26 protein-coding genes and 1 riboswitch (1 of these 27 only partly in view) are annotated in these 22,938 nt (G+C 71.0%); of the genes, 25 read left to right on the plus strand and 1 reads right to left on the minus strand.

Features of this window, described 5'->3' with window-relative positions; translation table 11 throughout:
• The first annotated feature begins 1 nt into the window (after position 1).
• The 18 genes from JI746_RS16680 to JI746_RS16765 all read left to right on the plus strand — a co-directional run bounded on the left by JI746_RS16680 (position 2) and on the right by JI746_RS16765 (position 15,631).
• Positions 2 to 874, plus strand: a complete 873-nt coding sequence (locus JI746_RS16680; protein WP_201691070.1) for a sensor histidine kinase — start codon at positions 2 to 4, stop codon at positions 872 to 874.
• Positions 871 to 2,856, plus strand: a complete 1,986-nt coding sequence (locus tag JI746_RS16685; protein ID WP_201691072.1) for a hybrid sensor histidine kinase/response regulator — start codon at positions 871 to 873, stop codon at positions 2,854 to 2,856. Before JI746_RS16680 ends, JI746_RS16685 begins: the two co-directional genes overlap by 4 nt.
• 32 nt (positions 2,857 to 2,888) lie before the next feature.
• Positions 2,889 to 3,242, plus strand: a complete 354-nt coding sequence (locus JI746_RS16690; protein WP_201691074.1) for an Hpt domain-containing protein — start codon at positions 2,889 to 2,891, stop codon at positions 3,240 to 3,242.
• Between the two features lie 38 nt (positions 3,243 to 3,280).
• On the plus strand, positions 3,281 to 3,715 hold the full coding sequence (locus JI746_RS16695) for an FKBP-type peptidyl-prolyl cis-trans isomerase (protein ID WP_201691075.1): 435 nt from the start codon (positions 3,281 to 3,283) through the stop codon (positions 3,713 to 3,715).
• A gap of 64 nt (positions 3,716 to 3,779) precedes the next feature.
• Positions 3,780 to 4,400: a glutathione S-transferase family protein gene (locus JI746_RS16700; RefSeq protein WP_201691077.1), complete on the plus strand. Its 621-nt coding sequence runs from the start codon at positions 3,780 to 3,782 to the stop codon at positions 4,398 to 4,400.
• Between the two features lie 3 nt (positions 4,401 to 4,403).
• Complete coding sequence (locus JI746_RS16705; protein WP_201691078.1) at positions 4,404 to 5,180, plus strand: SDR family NAD(P)-dependent oxidoreductase; 777 nt, start codon at positions 4,404 to 4,406, stop codon at positions 5,178 to 5,180.
• 98 nt (positions 5,181 to 5,278) lie between these two features.
• A riboswitch (TPP riboswitch) is annotated at positions 5,279 to 5,374 on the plus strand.
• Between the two features lie 59 nt (positions 5,375 to 5,433).
• On the plus strand, positions 5,434 to 6,279 hold the full coding sequence (gene thiD / locus JI746_RS16710) for a bifunctional hydroxymethylpyrimidine kinase/phosphomethylpyrimidine kinase (RefSeq protein ID WP_201691079.1): 846 nt from the start codon (positions 5,434 to 5,436) through the stop codon (positions 6,277 to 6,279).
• Positions 6,276 to 7,355, plus strand: coding sequence for a LuxE/PaaK family acyltransferase (locus JI746_RS16715; RefSeq protein WP_201691080.1), 1,080 nt, complete (start codon positions 6,276 to 6,278; stop codon positions 7,353 to 7,355). Before thiD ends, JI746_RS16715 begins: the two co-directional genes overlap by 4 nt.
• Positions 7,352 to 8,824 (plus strand): acyl-CoA reductase, encoded by a 1,473-nt coding sequence (locus tag JI746_RS16720; protein ID WP_408004106.1) that lies wholly within the window; start codon positions 7,352 to 7,354, stop codon positions 8,822 to 8,824. Before JI746_RS16715 ends, JI746_RS16720 begins: the two co-directional genes overlap by 4 nt.
• The gene (locus tag JI746_RS16725; RefSeq protein WP_201691082.1) at positions 8,821 to 9,642 is read left to right on the plus strand and encodes an ABC transporter ATP-binding protein; all 822 of its coding nucleotides are present in this window, start codon (positions 8,821 to 8,823) and stop codon (positions 9,640 to 9,642) included. The genes JI746_RS16720 and JI746_RS16725 overlap by 4 nt, the downstream gene beginning before the upstream one ends.
• Positions 9,639 to 10,394, plus strand: coding sequence for an ABC transporter permease (locus JI746_RS16730; protein WP_408004107.1), 756 nt, complete (start codon positions 9,639 to 9,641; stop codon positions 10,392 to 10,394). The genes JI746_RS16725 and JI746_RS16730 overlap by 4 nt, the downstream gene beginning before the upstream one ends.
• Positions 10,395 to 10,403: 9 nt before the next feature.
• Positions 10,404 to 11,408 (plus strand): ABC transporter substrate-binding protein, encoded by a 1,005-nt coding sequence (locus JI746_RS16735; protein ID WP_201691083.1) that lies wholly within the window; start codon positions 10,404 to 10,406, stop codon positions 11,406 to 11,408.
• On the plus strand, positions 11,405 to 12,172 hold the full coding sequence (locus tag JI746_RS16740; RefSeq protein WP_201691085.1) for an SDR family oxidoreductase: 768 nt from the start codon (positions 11,405 to 11,407) through the stop codon (positions 12,170 to 12,172). Before JI746_RS16735 ends, JI746_RS16740 begins: the two co-directional genes overlap by 4 nt.
• Positions 12,169 to 13,236 (plus strand): thiamine phosphate synthase, encoded by a 1,068-nt coding sequence (locus JI746_RS16745; protein WP_201691087.1) that lies wholly within the window; start codon positions 12,169 to 12,171, stop codon positions 13,234 to 13,236. Before JI746_RS16740 ends, JI746_RS16745 begins: the two co-directional genes overlap by 4 nt.
• A complete protein-coding gene (locus JI746_RS16750) occupies positions 13,233 to 14,210 on the plus strand; it encodes a tripartite tricarboxylate transporter substrate-binding protein (RefSeq protein WP_201691089.1) in 978 nt (325 codons plus the stop codon). The genes JI746_RS16745 and JI746_RS16750 overlap by 4 nt, the downstream gene beginning before the upstream one ends.
• Positions 14,210 to 14,839, plus strand: a complete 630-nt coding sequence (locus tag JI746_RS28215; protein ID WP_201691091.1) for a phosphatase PAP2 family protein — start codon at positions 14,210 to 14,212, stop codon at positions 14,837 to 14,839. Before JI746_RS16750 ends, JI746_RS28215 begins: the two co-directional genes overlap by 1 nt.
• A complete protein-coding gene (locus tag JI746_RS16760) occupies positions 14,836 to 15,330 on the plus strand; it encodes a GNAT family N-acetyltransferase (protein WP_201691093.1) in 495 nt (164 codons plus the stop codon). The genes JI746_RS28215 and JI746_RS16760 overlap by 4 nt, the downstream gene beginning before the upstream one ends.
• Before the next feature lie 154 nt (positions 15,331 to 15,484).
• On the plus strand, positions 15,485 to 15,631 hold the full coding sequence (locus tag JI746_RS16765; protein ID WP_201691095.1) for a hypothetical protein: 147 nt from the start codon (positions 15,485 to 15,487) through the stop codon (positions 15,629 to 15,631).
• Between the two features lie 32 nt (positions 15,632 to 15,663).
• Here the strand turns inward: JI746_RS16765 and JI746_RS16770 are convergent, their stop codons facing one another.
• Complete coding sequence (locus JI746_RS16770; protein WP_236599909.1) at positions 15,664 to 17,289, minus strand: adenylate/guanylate cyclase domain-containing protein; 1,626 nt, start codon at positions 17,287 to 17,289, stop codon at positions 15,664 to 15,666.
• Here JI746_RS16770 and JI746_RS16775 point away from each other — a divergent pair.
• From JI746_RS16775 to lpdA, 7 genes are all read left to right on the plus strand, one after another.
• Positions 17,289 to 17,996, plus strand: coding sequence for a Crp/Fnr family transcriptional regulator (locus JI746_RS16775; RefSeq protein ID WP_201691096.1), 708 nt, complete (start codon positions 17,289 to 17,291; stop codon positions 17,994 to 17,996). The two genes, JI746_RS16770 and JI746_RS16775, sit on opposite strands and share 1 nt — an antisense overlap.
• A gap of 139 nt (positions 17,997 to 18,135) precedes the next feature.
• Positions 18,136 to 18,486 (plus strand): DUF4148 domain-containing protein, encoded by a 351-nt coding sequence (locus tag JI746_RS16780; protein WP_201691097.1) that lies wholly within the window; start codon positions 18,136 to 18,138, stop codon positions 18,484 to 18,486.
• A gap of 337 nt (positions 18,487 to 18,823) precedes the next feature.
• Positions 18,824 to 19,087, plus strand: coding sequence for a hypothetical protein (locus JI746_RS16785; protein ID WP_201691098.1), 264 nt, complete (start codon positions 18,824 to 18,826; stop codon positions 19,085 to 19,087).
• A 180-nt stretch (positions 19,088 to 19,267) separates the two neighbouring features.
• A complete protein-coding gene (locus tag JI746_RS16790) occupies positions 19,268 to 20,503 on the plus strand; it encodes a 3-methyl-2-oxobutanoate dehydrogenase (2-methylpropanoyl-transferring) subunit alpha (RefSeq protein ID WP_201691099.1) in 1,236 nt (411 codons plus the stop codon).
• Between the two features lie 2 nt (positions 20,504 to 20,505).
• Positions 20,506 to 21,567, plus strand: a complete 1,062-nt coding sequence (locus tag JI746_RS16795) for an alpha-ketoacid dehydrogenase subunit beta (RefSeq protein ID WP_201691100.1) — start codon at positions 20,506 to 20,508, stop codon at positions 21,565 to 21,567.
• A 2-nt stretch (positions 21,568 to 21,569) separates the two neighbouring features.
• Positions 21,570 to 22,931 (plus strand): dihydrolipoamide acetyltransferase family protein, encoded by a 1,362-nt coding sequence (locus JI746_RS16800; RefSeq protein ID WP_201691101.1) that lies wholly within the window; start codon positions 21,570 to 21,572, stop codon positions 22,929 to 22,931.
• Between the two features lie 6 nt (positions 22,932 to 22,937).
• Position 22,938, plus strand: a 1-nt sliver of a protein-coding gene (gene lpdA / locus JI746_RS16805; protein WP_201691102.1) for a dihydrolipoyl dehydrogenase. 1,394 nt of this gene lie beyond the right edge of the window; only 1 of the gene's 1,395 nt is visible here; the start codon is cut by the window's right edge — 1 of its three bases falls inside, at position 22,938; its stop codon lies beyond the right edge, outside the window.

The following is a 22,938-nucleotide window of genomic DNA, read 5'->3' on the forward strand; positions in this document are numbered from 1 at the left end:
GATGGCAACCGACAAGCCGGCACCCTCGCCGGAAGAACTCCAGGCGGCGCTCGCCCAGAGCCGGCGCGAGGCGGAGGGCCTGCGCGCCGAACTCGAGGAGACCAACCGCGGCGTGCTGGCGCTGTACGCGGAGCTGGATGCGCAGGCCGACCAGTTGCGCGAGGCGACCGAGCTCAAGAGCCGCTTCCTCGCCTACATGAGCCACGAGTTCCGCACGCCGATCAACTCGATCCGCAGCATCACGCGCCTGCTGCTCGATCGCGTCGACGGACCGCTGAGCGAGGAACAGGAAAAGCAGGTGTCCTTCATCCAGCAGAACGCCACCGAGTTCGCGGAGATGGTGGACGACCTGCTGGACCTGGCCAAGGTGGAGGCCGGCCGGGTCGAGATCTCGCCGGCCTGGTTCGAGATGGTCGACCTGTTCTCGGCGCTGCGCGGCATGTTCAAGCCGGTGCTGACCAATCCCGACGTGCACCTCGTGTTCGAGGAGCCGGTCGACGTGCCGAAGCTCTATACCGACGACCGCAAGCTGTCGCAGATCCTGCGCAACTTCATCTCCAATGCGCTCAAGTTCACCCCGCGCGGCGAAGTGCGCGTCGCCGCGAAGGTGGAGGGCGATGCGCACGTGACCTTCTCGGTGTCGGATACCGGCATCGGCATCGCGCCGGAGTTCCACCGGGCGATCTTCTCGGACTTCTCGCAGGTGCAGTCGGCGCTGCAGAAGCGCCTGCGCGGGACCGGCCTGGGCCTGTCCCTGAGCAAGAAGCTGGCGGAGCTGCTCGGTGGCAGCGTCAGCCTGCAAAGCGAACCGGGCAAGGGTTCCACCTTCTCGGTGACCATCCCCGTGCGGCTGGAAGGCCCGCAGCCGCGATGATCTCCGCCGAGGCCATCAACGTCACGATCGATCGTGGCGCGCACACCGTGCTGGTGGTCGACGACAACCCTGCGACGCGCTACTCCACCGGCCGCCTGATCCGCGCCGCCGGTTTCCAGACCGTGGAGGCCGGCAGCGGCGCCGAAGCGCTGGCACTGATCGCGCAAGGCGTGTCGGCCGTGGTGCTCGACGTGCACCTGCCCGACATCGACGGCTTCGAGCTGTGCCGCATGATCCGCGCCCAGCCCGTGACGGCGCTGCTGCCCGTGGTGCACCTGTCGGCGGCCTACGTGCGCGACGAAGACCGCGTCACGGGGCTCAACGCCGGCGCCGACGCCTATCTCGTGCACCCCGTGGAACCCGCCGTGCTCGTGGCCACGCTGCAGGCGCTGATCCGCGCCCGCCTGGCCGAAGACCAGTTGCGCCGCAGCGAGCAGCGCTTCCGCGCGATCTACGACCAAGCGCAAAGCGGCATCGCGCTGCTGGACGAAGAGGCGCGCTTCGCCGATGCCAACCCCGCCATGCTGCGCATGCTGGGCCGCTCGCGCGAGGCGCTGATGGGCGTGGCCTTGAGCGAGCTCGTGCCCGCCGAATGGCGCGAGCGCGTGCAGGCGCAGCTCGCCACGCCGGCGCAGGACCGACCGCCTTGGCGCGGCGAATTCCCGCTGCTCGCCGCGAACGGCGAGCCGGTGCACCTGGAGTGGAGCGTCTCCTCGCACGTGGAGCCCGGCGTGCGCATCGCCATCGCGATCGACGTCTCGGCCCGTTACGAGCTGGAGCAGCGCCGGCGCGAGCTGCTGGAACGCGAGCAGGCCGCGCGCCAGCTGGCCGAACACCACAGCCGCACCAAGGACGATTTCATCGCGGTGCTGTCGCACGAGTTGCGCACCCCGCTGAACGCGATCGTCGGCTGGGTGCACATCCTCAAGCGGCGCGGCACGACGCCGGAGGGCGCCAAGGGGCTCGATGCCATCGAGCGCAACGTGAAGACGCAGGCGCGAATCATCTCGGACATCCTCGACGTCGCGCGCATCAACTCGGGAAAGCTGCACCTCGACCGCGAGTGGACGGATCCGGCGGAGCTGGTGACGGCCTCCATCGGCGCCCTCGCCGGCAGCATCGACGAGCGCCGCCTGCAGGTCGAGACGGAGGTCGACGGCGCGCACGCGACCGCGTTCCTGGATCCGGCGCGCTTCCAGCAGATCGTCTGGAACCTGATGACCAACGCGATCAAGTTCTCGCCGGAAGGCGGCCGCGTGCTCGTGGGCCTGCAGCGCACCGGCGAACGGCTGCAGCTGTCGGTGCAGGACTTCGGGCAGGGCATCAAGCCCGACTTCCTGCCGTACCTGTTCGACCGCTTCGCCCAGAGCGACTCGCCCGGCAACCGGCGCCACGGGGGCCTCGGGCTGGGCCTGTCGATCGTCAAGCACCTGGTGGACCTGCACGGCGGCCGCGTGAGCGCGCACAGTGCAGGCGAGGGGCACGGCACCCGCATGCAGGTCGACCTGCCGGCGGTGCCGGTCACGGACACGGCCGAATTCGCCGACACCACCGGCGGCGAACTGCACGAGGAGATCGAAGGCACGCCGCTGCAAGGCCTCGATGTGCTGCTGGTGGAGGACGACGCCGAAGCCAGCGAGATCCTGGGCGTGGTGCTCGCCGACCGCGGCGCGCGGGTGCGCAGTGCGCGCGACTACGACAGCGCGCTGCAGGCCATGCAGCAGGCCTGGCCCGACGTGCTCGTGAGCGACATCGGCCTGCCCGGGCGCGACGGCTACGAACTGGTGCGGCGCGTGCGCGAGCTGGAGGGCGAGCGGGGCGGCGCGCACCTGCCCGTCATCGCGCTCACGGCCTTCGCGCGGCCGCAGGACCTGCAGAAGACGCTGGCCGCCGGCTTCGACCTGCACCTGTCCAAGCCGCTCAAGCCGCACAAGCTGGTCGAGGCGATCACCCGCAGCCGCCAGCCCGGCGCGAACGCCTGAGAAGGGCCGCGGCGGCAGGGGATAGTGCTGCGATGGACGCTCCGCTGCTGAACGAAGACGCCCTGGCCGGCTTGCGGCGCATGGCGAGCGAAGAACAACTCGCCGAATTCATGCGCGTGGCCCTGCAGGGCTACGAGGACGCGTGCGCCCGGATCGAGCAGGAGGACGCCAGTGCCGACACGGTGGCCAGGCAGGCTCATCGCGTCAGGGGCTCGGCCGGCACCCTGGGGCTCGCGGCGATCAGCGCCGTCGCCGTCCGGCTGGAGGCCGCGGCGCTCGCCGGCACGCCGGACCGCGAGCTCGTCGCCGGGCTGCGGGCGAGCGTGGCGGCCACGCGGGCCGCGCTGGAGCAGCGCGGCCTCCTGCCGGCCGCCCCCGGCACCTGACCCATAATCTCCGCCATCCACCACTTCGAGAACGCACCATGCGCTTCCTGTCGATCGCCGTTTCCATCGTGGCGCTGGCCGCCCTCGGCGCCTGTGCCCAGACGCCCGGCAACGCCGCCGCCACCGCCACCGGCGTCGCCAAGACGACGCTGCCCAGCGGCGTGATCTTCGAGTCGATGCAGGCCGGCAGCGGCCCCTCGCCCAAGGCAACCGATTCCGTGAAGGTGCACTACCGCGGCACGTTCACCGATGGCAAGGAGTTCGACAGCTCGTACAAGCGCGGCCAGCCGATCTCGTTCCCGCTCAATCGCGTGATCCCGTGCTGGACTGAGGCGGTGCAGCTGATGAAGCCGGGCGGCAAGGCGCGCCTGACCTGCCCGCCGCAGACCGCCTACGGCCCCAGCGGCCGGCCCGGCATTCCGCCCAATTCGACGCTGATCTTCGACATCGAGCTGCTCGGAATCAACTCGTAATTCGTGTTTCGGGGGCGGGGGTTCCCCGATGGTGCAGGCGCGCGGACGCACCACAATCGCGCGCATGCTGACCTTCTACTACGCCCCTGGCACCTGCGCCCTCGCCACGCACCTGGCGCTGGAATACGCCGGCACTCCCTATGAAGCGGTGCGCCTGAACTTCAAGGAGCAGCAGCAGCGCTCCCCCGAATACCTGCGCATCAACCCGAAGGGGCGCGTTCCGGCGCTCGTCACGCCGCAGGGCGTCCTGACCGAGACGCCCGCACTGCTGCAGTACATCGCGCAGACCCAGCCCGAGGCGAAGCTCGCACCGCTGGACGATCCGTTCCAGCTGGCGAAGATGAACGCGTTCAACAGCTACCTCTGTTCGACGGTGCACGTCGCGCATGCCCATGGCGCGCGCGGCTACCGCTGGACGGACGATCCGCAGGCGATCGAGTCCATGAAGAAGAAGGTCCCGCAGACGATGGCCGACAGCTTCGAGCTGATCGAGACGCAGATGTTCGAGGGCCCGTGGGTGCTGGGGGAACGTTTCAGCACCAGCGACCTGTATCTCTACACCCTCACGCGCTGGTTGCAGGGCGACCAGGTCGACGTGCAGCGCTTCCCGAAGGTCGCCGAGCACCTCGCCCGCATGGATGCACAGCCGCAGGTGCAGAAGGTGCTGGCCGCGCAGCGGGCCTGATCCATGTACCGCCCGTTCGATCTCGGTGGTCGCGGGGTGGTGGTCACCGGCGGCAATGGCGGCATCGGCTACGGCATGGCCCGGGCGCTGCTCGCCGCCGGGGCGAAGGTGGCGATCTGGGGCAGCAACCCCGAGAAGACCGCGACGGCCCACCGCACATTGGCCGAGGAATGCGGCGATGGCGCGCGCGTCCATGCCTTCGGGTGCGACGTCGGCGACGAGGCCCAGGTGGAGCGCGCCTTCGCCGACTCCGTGGCGGCGCTCGGTCGCGTCGACGCCTGCTTCGCGAACGCCGGCGTGTCGAGCAAGGGCGTGCTGCTCACCGAGATGACGCTGGACGAGTTCCGGCGCGTGCAGCGCGTGAATGTGGAGGGCGTGTTCCTCACCTTGCGGGCGGCGGCGCGCCACATGGCGCAGCACGGGCAGGGCGGCTCGCTGGTGGCGACGGCCAGCACGGCGGCGGTGGAGGGCGCGGCGCGCAACTGCCACTATGGCGCGTCCAAGGGCGCGGTGACGGCCATGGTGCGGGCGCTGGCGGTGGAGCTGGCACGGCACCGGATCCGGGTCAATTCCATCCTGCCGGGATGGATAGCAACGGAGATGACGCAGCGCTCGTTCTCCAATCCCCGCTTCGCGGAGGCCGTGCTGCCGCGTGTTCCGGCGCGGCGCTGGGGAACGATCGATGATTTCGGCGGCGTCGCCGTGTATCTGGCGAGCGATGCGTCCGCGTATGCCACCGGCGAGCAGTTCCTGATCGACGGCGGGTACACGAAGTTCTGATGGGCCTGCCGCGACGTTCGGCGCTGCAAGCCCCACACCGTCGTTCCCGCGCAGGCGGGAACCCAGGGAGCGCGAAGCGCGGGACCTGTGCCACAATCCCCCCAGCTCCGGGGTGTACGCAAAAGCGTGCTGAGATCCAGACCCGTGAACTTGAACCGGTTCAGACCGGCGGAAGGAGAGCTGCAAGCCTGACCCCCTCGCGGGTCCGGGGCGATCCCTTCGGAGCACCCATTTCGCTCGCGAAGGAGCCCCCTTGCACACCACCGTCCCCACTTTGCGCTACCCGCGGGTCCTGTCCATCGCAGGGTCCGACAGCGGCGGCGGCGCCGGCATCCAGGCCGACCTGAAGACCTTCGCCGCGCTGGGCTGCTTCGGCATGACCGCCATCACGGCCCTGACGGCCCAGAACACCCTCGGCGTGCGCTCCATCCACGCCGTCCCGCTGCAGATCCTCGCCGACCAGATCGATGCCGTCGTCGAGGACATCGGCGTCGACGCGGTCAAGATCGGCATGCTGCACTCCGCCGACACGGTGCGCACCGTCGCCGCGGCCCTGCGGCGCCACGCGTTGCGCGAGGTGGTGCTCGACCCGGTCATGATCGCCACCAGCGGTGCCAAGCTGATCGACGACGAGGCCGTCGAGGTGCTGGTGCGCGAACTGTTCCCGCTGGCCAGCGTCGTCACGCCCAACCTCGACGAGGCGGCGCTGCTGGTCGGCCAGCCGCTGCGCTCCGAAGCGGACATGCAGGCCGCGGCACGGCAGCTGATCGAACGCGGCGCGCATGCGGTGCTGGTCAAGGGCGGGCACCTCGCGGGCGACACGGTCAGCGACCTGCTGCTCGTGCGCGGCAGTCCGCCGCTGTGGATGCGCGCGCCGCGCATCGCGAGCGGCAACACGCACGGGACGGGCTGCACGCTCTCCAGTGCGATTGCCAGCCAGCTCGCACTCGGCGCCGACCTGGTGCAGGCTGTCGAAAGTGCCCGCGGCTTCGTGCGCGGCGCGCTGGCGGCCGGCGCCGACGTGCGTACCGGCGCCGGCAGCGGCCCGCTGAACCACGCGTTCGCGCCGCAGCCGCTGCACAAGCGGCCCCTGTCATGAATCGCGACGACACGGTCGACACGCTGCTCGCCTTCCTCGCGCAGGACGGCTGCAGCGACGCCGAATTCGACGCGCTGGCGCTGCGCCTGTTCGCGCAGCAGCACGCCGGCAACGCCGCGTTCCGCCGCTTCTGCCAGGGCCGTGGCGCGACGCCGCGCACGGTCAGGAACTGGCGCGACATCCCCGCCGTGCCGATCAGCGCCTTCAAGGAAGCCACCCTGAGCTGCGCGCCCGCCGACAGCTGCGAGCGCGTCTTCATGACCAGCGGCACGACCCGCGGCGACGTCAAGGGCCGCCACTACCACCCGACCATCGCGGTCTGGGACGCGTCCTTCCGGCGCAACTTCGCACGCCGCTTCATGCAGGGCACGCCGCGGCTGCGCATGGCCGTCCTGTTCCCCAGTGAACAGGAGATGCCCCATTCTTCCCTCGCGCACTACCTCGCGCTGGCGGTGAAGGAGTTCGGCACGGCCGACAGCGCCTGGTTCGTCGGCCCGCAGGGCATGGACGCCGACGGCCTGCGCGGGTTCCTGGACGAGGCGGAGCGCAGCGGCGACGCTTGCGCCGTGCTGGGCGCGAGCTACAGCTTCGTGCATTTCATGGATGCCCTGTCGGCTGCCGGCGGGCGCTTCCGGCTGCCCGCCGGCAGCCGCATCCTCGACACCGGCGGCTACAAGAGCCAGTCGCGCGAACTGCCGCCGGACGATTTCTATGCGGCGCTCGCCGCGGCCTTCGGCGTGCCGCGCGAGCACTGCATCAACATGTACGGCATGACCGAACTGAGCACGCAGCTCTACGACGACGGAAATGCCTGCGTGCCCTCGGTGAAGTCCGGCCCGCACTGGATCCGCTCGCGCCTCGTGGATCCGCTCACCGGCCGCGAAGTGCCTGCCGGCGAGCGCGGCATCCTGGTGCACTGCGACCTGGCGAACTTCAATTCGGTCACCACCCTCCTCACCGAGGACGTTGGCGTGGCCAGCGGCGATGGCTTCCTGCTGCTCGGACGCGCCGAGGGCGCGCAGGCCAGGGGCTGCTCGCTCGCGGTGCAGGAATTCCTGCAGGCAAGCCGGGCGTGACGATGCACACGTGGACCGCCGGTCACCTGCCTGGCCTGGACGCGCAGGAGGTGGCGTGGCACACGCTGCCTTTCGCCGCGGCGGGCGAGCGCCTGGAGGTCCGTGTTCCGGTGCTGCAGCCGGCGCAGCTCACGGCGCTGGCACGGCGCGTCAAGGCGGCGAGCGCGCAGCACCTGAAGCCCTTGACCGTGTCGCGGATCGTGCAGATCGTCGATGCCGCGGTCGCGCGCCTGCTCGATCCGGCCGATCCGTTCCGGCGCGAGGCCGAACGGCTGCTGCCCGTCGTGAGCGGCTACGACGCGGAGATGGTGCGCCTGGGGCTCGATGGTTTCCTGCAGGCGTTTCGGGCCGCGCAGCTGCATCGCTTCGTCGCGGAGGACTTCGCCAATCCCAAGGTGCTGGACGAATTCCAGCCGGCGGCCAAGGGCGGCCTGGTGCGCGCCTTCGGGCCGGACCTGCTGGTGCACAGCTGGGCCGGCAACGTGCCGGCCCTGCCGCTGTGGAGCCTGGCCTGCGGCCTGCTGGTGAAGGCCGGCACCTTCGGCAAGCTGCCCAGCGCCGAACCGGTGTTCGCCAGCCTGTTCGCGCGCCTGCTCGCCGAGGTCCACCCGCCGCTGGCCGATTGCCTCGCCATCGCCTGGTGGAAGGGCGGTGATGCGCAGAGCGCCGCCGCGGTGTTCGCCGAGGCCGACACGGTCCTGGCCTATGGCGGCAACCAAGCGATCGCGCAGGTGCGCGCGCAGGTGCCGGTCACCACGCGCTTCATCGGCTACGGCCACAAGCTGGGCTTCGGCCTGGTCGGCAAGGCGGCGCTCGACACGCAGCGCGGCCCGGCCACTGCGCGGCTCGCGGCGCACGACATCGTGCGCTACGAGCAGCAGGGCTGTTATTCGCCGCATCACTTCTATGTCGAGCGTGGGGGCAGGGTGGATCCACGGGCCTTCGCCCACTACCTCGCGGCCGAACTCGCGAACCTGCAGCAGCAGTTTCCTCGGCGCGCGCTGGCGCTGGAGGAAGCAGCGGCGCTGGCCGGCTGGCGCCAGTCGGCCGAAGTGCGCATGCTGGCCGACGACGGCTGCGAGCTGGTCGGCGATGCGCAGGTGGCGTGGAGCGTCGTGTACAGCGACCGTGCCCAGCCGCTCGCTCCCACCGGCGGCGGCCGCAGCATCCACGTGAGCGCGGTCGACGCGCTCGACGAGGTCGTGGCGCTCGCCGCGCCGCATGCGGCCTTCCTGCAGACCGTGGGCATCGCCTGCCAGCCGCAGCAGCTCTATCGGCTGGCCGAGGCCCTGGGGCAGGTCGGCGTCACGCGCGTGTGCGCGCTCGGGGCCATGACGGCGCCCGAAGCCGGCTGGCATCACGACGGCCGTTTCAACCTGGCGGACCTGGTGCGCATGGTGGAGATCGAGGCTGGGGCCGAACGCGCCGCGGACCGGCTCGCGCCCTACGCGCAGGAGCACCTGCCGTGAGCCTGCTGTCGCTGCGCGGCGTGCGCTTCGCGTTCCCGGGCTGGCCGCCGACGGTGGAGGGTGCGGACCTCGAGGTGGCCCAGGGCGCCTTCCACTGCCTCGTGGGCCGCAGCGGCTGCGGCAAGACCACGCTGCTGAAACTGGCCGCCGGCCTGCTGCACCCGGACGCCGGCGAAGTGGTGTTCCGCGGCCGCCGGCGCGACGCGATCGGCACCGACATCGGCTTCGTGTTCCAGTCGCCCAACCTGCTGGAATGGCAGCGCGTGATCGACAACGTGCTGCTGCCCGTGTCGCTGCATCATCGCCCGACCGCGGAGGAGACGGCGCAGGCGCTCCAGTGGCTCGAACAGCTCGGGCTCGCCGCCCACGCCCGCAAGTACCCGCGCCAGCTCTCCGGCGGCCAGCAGAGCCGCGTCGCACTGGCCCGCGCCCTGATCCTGCGGCCGGCACTGCTGCTGCTGGACGAGCCGTTCGCCGCGCTCGATGCGATCACGCGCGAGGAGCTGCAGCGCGACCTGCTGCAGATGTGCGGCACCCTGGGGACGACCGTCCTGTTCGTCACGCACGACATCGCGGAGGCGGTGTACCTCGCCGACCGGATCGATGTGGTCGAGGGCGGTCGCATCGTGCAGGAGATCGCGGTCGGCCTGCCGCAGCGCACGCCGGCCACGCGCACCAGTGCCGCCTTCGCGCAGGCCTGCGCCGGCGTGCGCGCGGCGCTGCATCTCGAGGAGCCCGTCATTCCCGCGCAGGCGGGAATCCAGGATGCCCTGGGTGCCCGCCTGCGCGGGCACGACGGCAGGAGGGTGGTGCAGTGATCCGCATCCGCCTCGGCCCCTGGCTGCTGCTGGCGGCGCTGCTGCTCGCGTGGGAAGCGGCCTGCCGCATGCTGGGCCTGTCGAAGCTCGTGTTGCCGCCGCCTTCGGCTGTGGCGCAGTCCTTGTGGCAGGGCTTGGCCAGCGGCTACTTCTGGCCGCACCTGCGCACCACCGCGCTCGAACTCGTGCTGGGCGTGATCAGCGGCTGCGCGATCGGCTTCGCGGCCGGCGTGGCGCTGGCGGAATCCGCCACGCTGCGCCGGCTGCTGATGCCCTACGTGGTGGCGAGCCAGGTGATCCCCAAGCTGGCGCTGGCGCCGCTGTTCGTGCTGTGGTTCGGCTTCGGCATCACGTCCACGGTCGTGATCACGGCCTTGATCTGCTTCTTTCCGCTGCTGGAAAACACGCTCACCGCGCTGCAGCAGGTGGCGCCCGAGCGCCTGGAGCTGTTCCGCATGCTGGGCGCCACGCGGGCCCAGACCCTGTGGCGCCTGAAGCTGCCCTCGGGCCTCCCGGGCATCCTGGCCGGCGTACGCGTCGCGGTGGTGCTGGCCCTGGTGGGCGCCGTCGTCGGCGAATTCATAGGCGCCAGCCGCGGCCTCGGTGCGCTGGTGATCGCTTCGCAAGGCACGATGGACACGTCCCTGATGTTCGCCGTGCTGGTGCTGATCGCCGCGCTCGGCATGCTGGCCTACCACGCCACGCTGTGGCTCGAGCGCTGGCTGCTGCTGCCCTTCACCCGCACGAGCTGAGGAGAAATGATGAACCTGCATCGCCGCCACCTGCTGGCCGCCCTGGCCGCCGCGCCGCTTGGCGCCCTGGCGCAGACCGCGCCGCCGCGCCTGGACCGCATCGTCGTGGCCGGCTGGAACAAGCCGATCACCGAGGTGACGCCACTGCTGGTCGACGAGGACAAGGGCTTCTACCGGGCGCAGGGCATCGCGCTCGAATACGTTCCCGGCGCCGGCAGCGCGGACGCGATCCGCAACATCCTCAGCGGCCAGGCCGACGTCGCCTTCAGCGATCCGCTCACCTTCTTCGCCGCCCTGGACAAGGGCGAGAAGCTGCGCGCGATCTACGACATCTACCCGCAGAACGTGTTCAACGTGGTGTCGCTGCAAGGCAGCGGCATCGTAAAACCGGCGGACCTCAAGGGCCGGAAGATCGGCGTTTACAGCCTGGCGAGCGGCACCCGCCAGGGGCTGCAGGTGCTGCTGCATTCGGCCGGCCTGAGCGAGTCGGATGTGACGGTGGTGGTCACCGGGCTGCTGAATTTCGCGCCGCTGATGCAGGGACAGGTCGATGCGACGGCGGCGACGGACACCGGCCTGCTGATCGGGCGCCGCCGCGGCCTGCCCGAAGTGAACGTGATGGAGGTGGGCAAGGTTCTGCCGATGTCCAGCGACCTGTTCGTCGTGCGCGAGGACGTGTACCAGGCGAAGCGTCCGGCGCTGCAGCGCTTCCTGCGCGGCTATGCCGATGCGGCGGCGTGGATGCTGGCCCGGCCGGATGAAGCGGCGCAGCTTGCCGTGAAGCGGGCCATCGACGGCACCGATCCGGCGCTCAACCTCGAGATCATCAAGCTGCGCAATGCGGCGAGCGTCTCGGCGCTGACGCGGCGCAACGGGTTGGGCGCCCTCGACGTGGCCTCGCTGCAGGCGGCGGCGGACACCTATCGCAAGCTCGGTCTGGTGGGCAAGCCCATCGACGTGTCCAGGGTGGTCAGCCAGGACCTGCTGCCCGGGCGGCGCGGAGAGCCGGGATGAACTTCGCCGGCCAGGTGGTGCTGGTGACCGGGGCGAGCCGCGGCATCGGCGCGGCGATCGCCCGCGCGTTCGCGGCGGAGCAGGCGACGGTGGCCGTCAATTACCTGCGCAACGCCGAGGCCGCGGCGCAGGTGGTGGCGCAATGCGAGGCGGCCGGCGGCGACGCGTTCGCGGTGCAGGCCGACGTCACCGTGCCCGAAGAGGCCGCGCGCCTGGTCGAACGCGTCGTGGAAGAGGCCGGCCGCATCGACGTGCTGGTGAACAACGCCTTTCGCTCCTACACCTTCGACCCCCAGCAACGCAAGACCTTCTCCGACCTGGCCTGGTCCGACTACCAGGCGCAGTTCGAAGGCTCGGTGGGCGCGGCCTTCCACCTGTGCCGCGCGGTGCTGCCGCAGTTCCGGCGGCGGGCGCAGGGCAGCATCGTCAACCTGGTCAGCGACCTGGTGGCGGACCCGGTCGTGCCTTACCACGACTACACGACGGCGAAGTCGGCGCTGGTCGGCTTCAGCCGCAACCTGGCGAGCGAGCTGGGACCGCTGGGGGTTCGCGTCAACTGCGTCGCGCCGGGGCTGGTGTATCCCACCGAAGGCAGCAGCGGCACGCGGGCGTCGTTCCGCGAGGCACTGATGGCGGGCACGCCGCTGCGGCGGCTGGCACGGCCCGAGGATGTGGCCGGTCCGGTGCTGTTTCTCGCCTCCCCGTGGAGCGGCTTCGTCACCGGGCAGGTGCTTTTCGTCGATGGTGGACGGGTGATGCAATGAACGACAAGGAACTGGTGGTCTGCACGGCCGATGAAGCGCGCGAACGCGCGGGCCTCGCGGCGCAGGCGCCCTTGCTGGCGCAGCGGCTGCGCGATCGCGGCGCCCGCGCGGTGTGCATCGTGGGCGCGCGCGACGGCCTGGACTGGATCGACACGCGCGAGGCGCGCGGCTGGCTCGCGGGCACGGCGCAGTCGGCCCCGGCGTTCGCCAGCGCGATGCGGCAGGCGCTGGCGCAGGGCTTCGTCGACGCCGACGCGGCGATCGTGGCGAAGATGACGGCGCCCTTCGTCCTTCCTTCGCTTTCCTGGGGCGAGTCTCTTCCTCCCTCTCCCCCTGCGGGAGGGTCGGGGAGGGGGCACTCCCGGCGCCTGGACCTCTACGCCATCGTCGACAGCGCCGCACGCCTGCGCCAGGTCCTGGCCGCCGGCGTGCGCACGGTGCAACTGCGCATCAAGAAACCGGCTTCCCCCGATGCGGCCTGGCAGGCGATGCTGCGCGACGAAGTGCAGCAGGCGATCGCCGCCAGCACTGCGCACGACGCCGAACTCTTCATCAACGACCACTGGCAGCTCGCGCAGGAACTCGGCGCGACCGGCGTGCACCTGGGCCAGGAAGACCTGCTGGCGCTCGGCGAGGCCGGCCGCGCGCGCCTGCTCGCCAGCGGCATGGCGCTGGGCGTGAGCTCGCACAGCCTGTGGGAGCTGGCGCGGGCGCGCACGCTGGCGCCGCGCTACATCGCCTGCGGCCCCGTGTGGCCCACGGTCACCAAGGACATGCCCTGGCTGCCGCAAGGCATGGACAACCTCGCCTGGTGGTGCCGCGCGGCCCAGGCGCCGGTCACGGCGATCGGCGGCATCCTCGAGCCGCGGCAGGTGCAGGAAGTCGCGCGCACCGGCTGCGACGGCGTGTGCATCGTGCGCGGGCTGGGCGACGATCCGCGGGCGTCGGTGCCCCGCTTCGAAGCCGCCTTGCAGGAAGGCCGCGCGCAGCCTGCCGTCGATGCGCCGCAATGGCCGCATCCCAGCCTGCCGCGCGCCGCCGACCGTGCCGGGAGCGTCGCATGAACGCGAGCCGCATCACGCGCCGCACCTTGCTGGCCGGACTGGCCGCTGCGGGCCTCGCACCCGCCGTCCGGGCACAGGGCTTCCGGCCGACGCGGCCGGTCCTGATCGTTTCGCCGCAGCAGGCGGGCGGATCCACCGATGCCATCCTGCGGCCGCTGGCGGAAAAGCTGGCGGACCGCTGGGGCCAGCCGGTGCTGGTGGAGAACCGCCCCGGCGGCGGCAGCATCATCGCCACCCGCGCCGTGGTGCAGGCGCCGCCCGATGGCCACACGCTGGGGCTGGCGATCAACTCGCTCACCATCAATCCGAGCCTGCGCCAGGACCTGCCCTACGACACCCTGCGCGACCTGACGCCGATCACCCAGATCGGCAGCACCACGGTGGCCCTGGTGGCCCATCCTTCGCTGGGCGTCTCCAGCTTCGCCGAGTTCATCGCGCTGGCGCAGTCCCGCCCTGAGCCCATCCCGTGGGCTTCGCTGGGAATAGGCACCGGCGGCCACATCACGGGCGAGCTGCTGCGCAAGCGCGCCGGCCTGCGCCTGGTGCACGTGCCCTTCGCGGGCAGCAGCAGCGCCTACCGCGAGCTCCTGCCGGGCCGCGTTCAGGCCGCCTTCGTGGTGCTCGATTCCGCCGTGCCGCACCTGCAGGCGGGCAGCCTCAAGCTGCTCGCGGTGGCCGATCCGCGCCGCAACCGGCAATTCCCCGACACGCCTTCGCTGGACGAGAGCTTCCCGGGCCTGGCCTACGACGGCATCTTCGGCATCGTCGGGCCGGCCCGCATGGCGGCCGCGCTGGTGCAGGCGCTGTACGCCGACATCGCCGCGGTGCTGAAGGAGCCTGCGGTGCACGCGCAACTGGAACGCCAGTCAATGGACGTGCTGGCTTCCACTCCCGCCGACTTCACTGCCGCGATCCGCCGCGAGATCCTGCACTGGCGCAGCGCCGTGCAGGAATCCGGCGCGCAGGTGAGCTAGTGCCTCGCGCGGTCCGTCATGCCGGGCGGCTGGCGCTCGTGCTCGCCTGCATGGTGCTGGTGGCGCTGCTCGCGCTGCAGGTCTGGACCGAGGGGCCGGTCACCCGCCTGGACCTGCGCGTGACGCTCTGGCTGGCGGCGCATCGCAGCCCCGGGGCGACCGCATTCCTGCAAGGGGTGACCGACGCGCACCAGACCAAATGGCTGCTGGCGGCGACCTTGGCGGTGGCGGCGTGGCTGGCCTGGCGCCGGCACTGGCCGCAGGTGGCCCGGCTGGCGGTCGTGCCGGCCGGCATGCTGCTCAATGCCGGACTGAAGAACGTTTTCCACCGGCCGCGGCCGGTGGCGGGCGAGCCGCTGGTGCACCTGCTCACGCTGAGTTTCCCGAGCGGCCATGCGGCCGGATCGACGGTGTTCTACGGCGCCCTGTGCGCGCTCGCCTTCGCGCGCTGGCGCAGCCGTGCGATCCGGGCGACGGCCGTGGCGCTGGCGACGCTGATGGTGCTGCTGGTCACCTTCAGCCGGGTCTACCTGGGCGCGCACTACCTGAGCGACGTGGTCGCCGGCGTCGCCGTGGGTGCGATCTGCCTGGCGCTGTTCTTCGCCCCCTGGAGTAGATTGCGCCCATGAGCGCATCCCCCGCACCGCTGCAGATCCGCCGCGCACAGGCCGGCGATGCCGACGTGATCGCCGCCTTCAACTGCGCGATGGCGCAGGAGACCGAAGGCAAGCGGCTGCTGCCCGAGGTGGTGGGGCGCGGCGTGCGACGGCTGCTCGCCGAGCCGGCGCTGGGCTTCTACCTGGTCGCCGTGGCCGGGGGGGAAGTCGTCGCGGCGCTGATGGTCACGACCGAGTGGAGCGACTGGCGCGATGGCCGTTTTTGGTGGCTGCAAAGCGTCTACGTGCGGCCGGCCTGGCGCCGCCGCGGCGTGTTCCGCGCGCTCTACGCCCACGTCACGGCCGCAGCGGCGCAGGAGCCGGACGTCTGCGGATTCCGCCTGTACGTCGAGCGCGGGAACCGCGCCGCGCAGGCGACGTACCGGGCCCTGGGCCTGCACGGGACGGACTACCTGCTGCTGGAGCAACTGCGACCCGGCGTCGTCTACCTGCAGGCGGACTAGGACGCAGGCGGCGCAGGCCTTGCCGGCGGCAGGGGCCCGGAAGTGCCGGTGCGGCTACGTAATTGCCCAGTTGCCATAAGCCAGCATGTTGGTACATTGGGCTTAATCGCAAAGACCACGGCCCTGCAGGCCGAGCAACCCCACGGAGCCCCCCATGCAGCCGACGAAAGCGCCCCACCAGCCTGCGCCGCCCGCCAAGGCGCCCGCCCCGCCGCATAGCGGCGAAGGCTCGCACAGCGCACTGGAAGCGCTCAAGCGCGTGGCGCGCGGCAAGCCGGCCGCGCGCGGCGATCGCCGCTAGAGAACCGGACCTGGGAAAGGCGCCTGCGCCCGCTACGCCGGCGCGTTGCAGAAGGTGGGCAGCGCGTACACCGCGAGCCGCCCCTGCCGGCCGCGGATCTCCAGGTCGTGGCGCTGCCAGTCGTCGTGCGCGCGGCCGGCGCGGCGCAGCACTTCCTCCGACACCACCAGCCGCACTTTCAGCAGCTTGGTCAGCTCCTGCAGGCGGCTCGCCGTGTTGACCGCGTCGCCGACGGCCGTCAGGGTGCGCGTCTCGCGGTAGCCCACGGTGCCCACGGCGGCCGTGCCGGCGTGGATGCCGATGCCGAAATCGAGCGGCCGGCGGAATTCGGCCGCCAGGCTGTCGTTGACGGCCGCCATGCGCCGCTCGATCGCCTCGGCCGCCGCGAGGGCCTGGCGTGCCGCCGTGACGGTGTCCGTTTCCAGCCCGAACAGGGCCATCACGCTGTCGCCGATGAACTGGTTGGGGATGCCGCCCGCTTCGCGCACCGCATCGCCCACCGCTTCGAAGTACTGGTCCAGCACGTAGACGAGGTCGAACGGGAGGTGATGCTCCGAAAGCCCCGTCCAGCGGCGCAGGTCCGCGAACAGCACCACCACCTCGCGCTCGGCCGTCGGGCCCCAGGCGTCGTGGGCGGGCGCGGTGCTGCGCACCGTGGCGAGCGGCCTGACCTCGATGGCGGCCGTGGGGCGCAACTGGCAGGCCAGGCGCACCGCCGGCGGGGCGCCGATGCGCGCCAGCGTGTGCGCCTCGTCCGGCCCGGGGGCGGGCAGGGGTGCCGCACTGGCCAGCACTTCGACGCGGCAGGTCGAGCAACGGGCGCGCCCGCCGCACACCGACATGTGCGGAATGCCGAAGGCGCGGCTCGCCTCCAGCACGGAGTAGCCGGCGGGCACATCGACGGTTTGCGAGGGATAGCTGATGCGCACCAGCCGCCGGCTCGCGCGCGCCCAGGCCACCTGCGCCCAGCGCGCCGTGAGCGTGGCCGCGAGTAGCGCCAGCGGCGTGTAGAAGACGATCTCGACCCAGCGCTGCAGCGTCGCGTCGTGCGGACCCGGCGGGCGCGCCTGCACCGGCAGCGCGGAGGCTTCGCGGGCCATCGCGAGATAGCCCGTGAAGGCCAGCACCGGCAGCAGGGTCGCGAGCGCCACCAGGGTCGACTGCCAGCGGCGCCAGCCCGCGCGGTGGCGGAAGGCGAGCTGCAGGCCCAGGCAGGCGTGCAGCCACACGACGACGACCATCGTGAGCTGGCGCAGGCTGAAGTTGCTGGACCACATCGACGCGGTGATGCGCCGGTACGTGTCGTCCCAGGCGATGAGCTCCCAGGCCAGGCGCGTCTGCACCATGTGGAAGGCGAGCAGCAGGGGGATCGTGAAACCCAGCGTGATGCGGGTCAGTTCCAGCGGCGGCATGCGCAGGGTGTGGCGCTCGTACAGGGCGGACAGCGCGAGGCCGAAGTGCAGCAGGAGCGCCCCATAGAATGCGAGCGTCGCCGGCGGGCTGCGCCAGAACGCCACGAAGATTTCGCGCCCCGCTTCGGCGGCGGCGAGCGAAACCAGCCCGGTCGCGTGGTTCAACAGGTGGGTCGCGACGTAGGTCAGCAGGATCAGCCCGGAGGCCAGTCGCAGCGTGCGCGGTCGGGGGTGCAGGGGGTTCAATGGCAACAGTTCAGGCGTCGACTTTCGGGTTGCGCAACGTGAAGATGCTGCAGGGGCTCTCGCAGGAGCGCCTGGAGATTCTCGCTGCTCGATTCGCCTGGCGCACGGTGGAGCCGGGGCAGGTGATTGTGGCGCGCAACAGCCACGATCGCGACGTGCATTTCGTGGTGAGCGGCCACGTGCGCGTGACGAGCTTCTCCGCCGGCGGCAAGCAGGTCACCTTCCGCGACGAGGAGCCCGGCGAGATGTTCGGCGACCTGGCCGCCATCGACGGGGCGCCGCGCTCGGCCGACGTGCTGGCGCTGGACAGCGTGCTGGTCGCCTCGCTCTCGCCCGAGGATTTCCGCGCGCTGATCGCCGCCGAGGAACTGGTGCGCGAGCGCGTGCTGCAGCGGCTGGCGGGTCTCGTGCGGCAGCTCTCCGAGCGGGTGATCGAACTGAGCACGCTGGGCGTGCAGAACCGCATCCACGCGGAGTTGCTGCGGCTGGCGCGCGCCAGCGGCGCCACGGGCACCCAGGCGCGCATCGATCCCGCGCCCAAGCACGCCGACATGGCGAGCCAGGTCAGCACCTACCGCGAGCAGGTCACGCGCGAACTGTCCCTGCTCACGAAGCAGGGCTTGCTCGCGAAGGACGGCAATGCGCTGGTGCTGCTGGATGTGCCCAAGCTGGAACGCATGGTGGAGGAGGTGCGCTCCGCGGCTTGAGGCGCGTCGTTCCAGCGGCGTGCGGCGCCTGCCGGCATCGTCGAAAGCCGGTGCGCAAACGCACATCGCTCGAAGCGGTGGATCCCTAGAGTCTGGGTTGTGGACACGACGTCCACCCCCACAACCCCAAGGAGCCACCATGAACCGCACCCTCATCGCCGCCATCGCCTTCGTTGCCGCTTCCTCCGCTTTCGCCGAGAGCCCGCTGGCCAACACCACGCCTGTCACGGGCGCCAAGAGCCGCGCCGAAGTGACGGTCGAACTGCAGCAGTACAAGGCCTCCGGCGTGAACCCCTGGGCCCAGGGCTACGACCAGCTGCGCGGCCTGCAAGGCAGCAAGACGCGCGCGCAGGTCAACGCCGAATACATGCAGTCGCGCGACGAGACTGCGGCCCTCACCGGCGAAGACAGCGGCTCGGCGTACCTGTCGGCCCGCACGCCCGGTGTCGCCGGCGCGGTGCTTGCCGGCCAGCCCGTCAACGCCCACTGAGATCCTCCGTGGCGGACATGACCGGCGCGCGCTCGCAGCGGGCGCAGCGGCCGGTCCGCCGCACGCAGTAGAGGATCGCGGCCGCCGCACGCTTCGCCGCTTTCCCCCCGGCCTGCCATGGCGCCGGCACCCCAGCATCGCCGCACATCCCCTCGGCTTCAGCGTTTCCGCTGAACCTGCCTCCTCGATCCCGCATCAAACTCCGCGCAGGGTGCCAGATGGGCGCCGCACCTGCGTGGGGGTCAAGTGCCCGCGCGCATGATCCGTACGCGGCGCACCGCTTCGGCGCTGCGAGCCGTTCGAGTCCGACCTTGACCGCCACAGGAGACGCAGCAACATGCCCCGACCCCGGAACTACTGGTTTCCCGCCAAGCGCCATGGATGGGGGTGGGGCGTCCCATCCGCGTGGCAGGGTTGGGTCGTGCTCGCTCTCTACCTCGCGGCGATCGTCGGCATCTGCGTCATGTACCCACCGGGTGCGGGCGTCGTCCGCTTTCTTGTCGCTGTCGCTGCCGCAAGCGTGGTGCTCACCGTGGTGTGCTGGATCACGGGGGAGCCGCCGCGCTGGTCGTGGGGCGAAGCGCGGCATCGCGACAGGTGACGATCGCGCGTTCTCTGGCACCCCACGCTCGTCGGCTCGTGGAACCGCCCTGCCCAGCCCGGCATTGGCTATAGTCGCTGCTGCCGCGTTACCCACGCGGCTTTCGTGGGGCGCGCAGCCACCCGCCGTCGCGTTCCGCCCTCCACAATGAGGCGCGACACGATCGCGCGGAGACATTCGATGAGCCAGCACGAGGCCTTGCGCCTGCACGTGCCGGAGCCTTCAGGGCGCCCCGGCAGTCCGACCGATTTTTCCTACCTCCATGTCTCCGCGCCCGGGGCCGCGCGAAGGCCGCCGGTGGACACTTCGCATTTCGATACGCAGGACCTCGCGTACGAGCTGATCCGCGTACTCGACGCGGAGGGGCACGCGGTCGGCCCCTGGGTGCCGGAAGTGAGCCCTGCGCAGCTGCGCAAGGGCCTGCGCGCCATGATGAAGACGCGCATCTTCGACGCCCGCATGCTGATCGCGCAGCGGCAGAAGAAGATCTCGTTCTACATGCAGTGCCTCGGCGAGGAAGCGATCGCGGTGGCGCACGCCCAGGCGCTGGAGCCCGGGGACATGTGTTTCCCGACCTACCGCCAGCAGGGGCTGCTGCTCTCGCGCGACGACATCCCGCTGGCGGAGCTGATGTGCCAGCTGCTGTCCAACCAGCGCGACCCGCTCAAGGGCCGGCAGCTGCCGGTGATGTATTCGTACAAGCGGGCCGGCTTCTTCTCGATCTCCGGCAACCTGGGCACGCAATTCATCCAGGCGGTGGGCTGGGCGATGGCCTCGGCCATCAAGGGCGACACGCGCATCGCCTCCGCCTGGATCGGTGACGGCGCCACCGCCGAATCGGACTTCCACAACGCGCTGATCTTCGCCCATGTCTACCGCGCGCCGGTGATCCTGAACGTGGTCAACAACCAGTGGGCGATCTCCACCTTCCAGGCGGTGGCCGGCGGCGAATCGACCAGCTTCGCCGCGCGCGGCGTCGGTGCCGGCATCGCCTCGCTGCGGGTGGACGGCAACGACTTCCTCGCGGTGCTGGCGGCTTCGCGCTGGGCGGCGGAGCGCGCGCGCTCCAACCTCGGGCCGACGCTGATCGAATGGGTGACCTACCGCGCCGGGCCGCACTCCACCTCCGACGATCCCACCAAGTACCGCCCGGCCGACGACTGGGAGCGTTTCCCGCTCGGCGACCCGGTGCAGCGCCTCAAGCAGCACCTGATCACGCTCGGCGCGTGGTCGGACCAGGAACACCAGCAGGTGCAGCTCGAACTCGAAGCCGAAGTGGCCGCCGCGCAGAAGGAAGCCGAGAGCCACGGCACGCTGCTCGATGGCCACATCCCGAGCGCGTCCACGATGTTCGAGGACGTCTACGCCGAGATGCCCGCGCACCTGCGCCGCCAGAGACAAGAGTTGGGGGTCTGAAGATGCTCACGAAAACGAAGGAAGCCCGGGTCGCGCAGGCCGCCGGCGAGACCCGGCCCATGACCATGATCCAGGCGCTGCGCAGCGCGCTGGACGTGATGATGGAGCGCGACGACAACGTCGTCGTGTTCGGCGAGGACGTCGGCTATTTCGGCGGCGTGTTCCGCGTCACCGAAGGCCTGCAGCAGAAATACGGCAAGTCGCGCTGCTTCGACACGCCGATCAACGAAGGAGGCATCGTCGGTGCCGCCGTCGGCATGGGTGCCTATGGCCTGCGGCCGGTGGCGGAGATCCAGTTCGCCGATTACTTCTATCCGGCCTACGACCAGATCGTCTCGGAAGCCGCGCGCCTGCGGTTCCGCTCCGCCGGCGACTTCACCTGCCCGCTCACCGTCCGCATGCCCTGTGGCGGCGGCATCTATGGCGGCCAGACGCACAGCCAGAGCCCGGAGGCGCTGTTCACGCACGTGTGCGGCCTGCGCACCGTGATCCCGAGCAACCCGTACGACGCCAAGGGCCTGCTGATCGCCTCGATCGAGAGCGACGACCCGGTGGTGTTCCTGGAGCCCAAGCGCCTCTACAACGGCCCCTTCGACGGCCACCACGACCGGCCGGTGACGCCGTGGTCCAAGCATCCGCTGGGCAACGTCCCCGAGGGCTACTACAGCGTGCCGCTCGAATCGGCCGCCGTGGTCCGCCCCGGCAAGGAACTCACGGTGATCACCTACGGCACGATGGTCTGGGTCTCGCTGGCGGCGGCCGAAGAGACCGGCGTCGATGCCGAGATCATCGACCTGCGCTCGCTCTGGCCGCTGGACCTGGAGACGGTGCTGGAATCGGTGAAGAAGACCGGCCGCTGCGTCGTGGTGCATGAAGCGACCAGGACCAGCGGCTTCGGCGCCGAGCTCGCGGCGACCGTGCAGGAGCATTGCTTCTACCACCTGGAAGCGCCGATCGAGCGCGTGGCCGGCTGGGACACGCCGTATCCGCACGCCACCGAATGGGCCTACTTCCCCGGCCCGGGGCGCGTGGGCGCCGCGTTGCAGCGCGCGGTGGAGGGCTGATCATGGGACTCTATGCGATCAAGATGCCCGACATCGGCGAAGGCATCGCCGAAGTGGAACTGGTGGCCTGGCGCGTGCAGCCCGGCGACACGGTGAAGGAAGACCAGATCCTCGCCGACGTGATGACCGACAAGGCGACGGTGGAGATTCCCTCGCCCGTGGCCGGCAAAGTGGAAACGCTCGGCGGCCAGCCGGGGCAGTTGATGGCGGTAGGCGCCGAGTTGATCCGCCTGGAAGTCGAAGGGGCAGGCAACGTGCGCGAAGGCGCGGCTGCAGGCTCCCTCCGGGGGAGGGTTGGGGTGGGGGCTGGCGCCGGCGCGGCGCCTGTTGCTCCTGACCGGAAGGACGACATTACGCACGAGAACGCGGATGTCGATGCGCCGGCGGCCGGGAGCGCCCCCACCCCGGCCCTCCCCCAGAGGGGGAGGGAGGAAAGCCTGGGCCGGCGCGAACCGCCGCGCGCCACGCCGGCGCCGATGCGGCCGCCGGGAGAGAAGCCCATCGCCTCCCCGGCCGTCCGCCGCCGCGCCTGGGATCTCGGCATCGAGCTGCAGTTCGTGCACGGCAGCGGCCCCGCCGGCCGCATCATCCACGAGGACCTCGACGTCTATCTCGCCGCGCGCGGCCAGGGGCCCACGGCGCGCGCCACCGCGCTGCGCCAGCGGCAGGGCGAGGAAGCCATTCCCGTGATCGGCCTGCGCCGCAAGATCGCGCAGAAGATGCAGGAGGCCAAGCGCCGCATCCCGCACTTCAGCTACGTCGAGGAAGTGGACGTCACCGACTTGGAAGCCCTGCGGGCGCAGCTCAATGCGAAGTTCGGCGACACGCGCGGCAAGCTTACGGTGCTGCCCTTCATCGCGCGTGCGGTGGTGCTGGCGCTGGACGATTTCCCGCAGGTCAACGCGCGCTTCGACGACGATGCGGGCGTGATCGCGCGCTCGAACCCGGTGCACCTGGGCATCGCAACGCAGACTGACGCCGGCCTCGCCGTGCCCGTGCTGCGCCATGCGGAGGCGCAGGACGTGTGGGGGCTGTCGCGGGAGATCGCGCGCCTGGCGCACGCCACGCGCTCCGGCAAGGCCACGCGCGAGGAACTCGCCGGCTCCACCCTCACGATCACCAGCCTCGGGCCGCTGGGCGGCATCGTCACCACACCGGTGATCAACCATCCCGAAGTGGCGATCGTCGGTGTCAACCGGATCGTCGAGCGGCCGGTGATCCGCAACGGCGCGGTCGTCGCACGGCAGCTGATGAACCTGTCCTCGTCCTTCGACCACCGCGTGATCGACGGCATGGACGCGGCGCGTTTCATCCAGGCAGTGCGGGCCCTGCTCGAGTCGCCGGCCATGCTGTTCGTGGAGTAGAAAACGA

Source organism: Ramlibacter alkalitolerans, assembly GCF_016722765.1.
GTDB lineage: Bacteria > Pseudomonadota > Gammaproteobacteria > Burkholderiales > Burkholderiaceae_C > Ramlibacter > Ramlibacter alkalitolerans.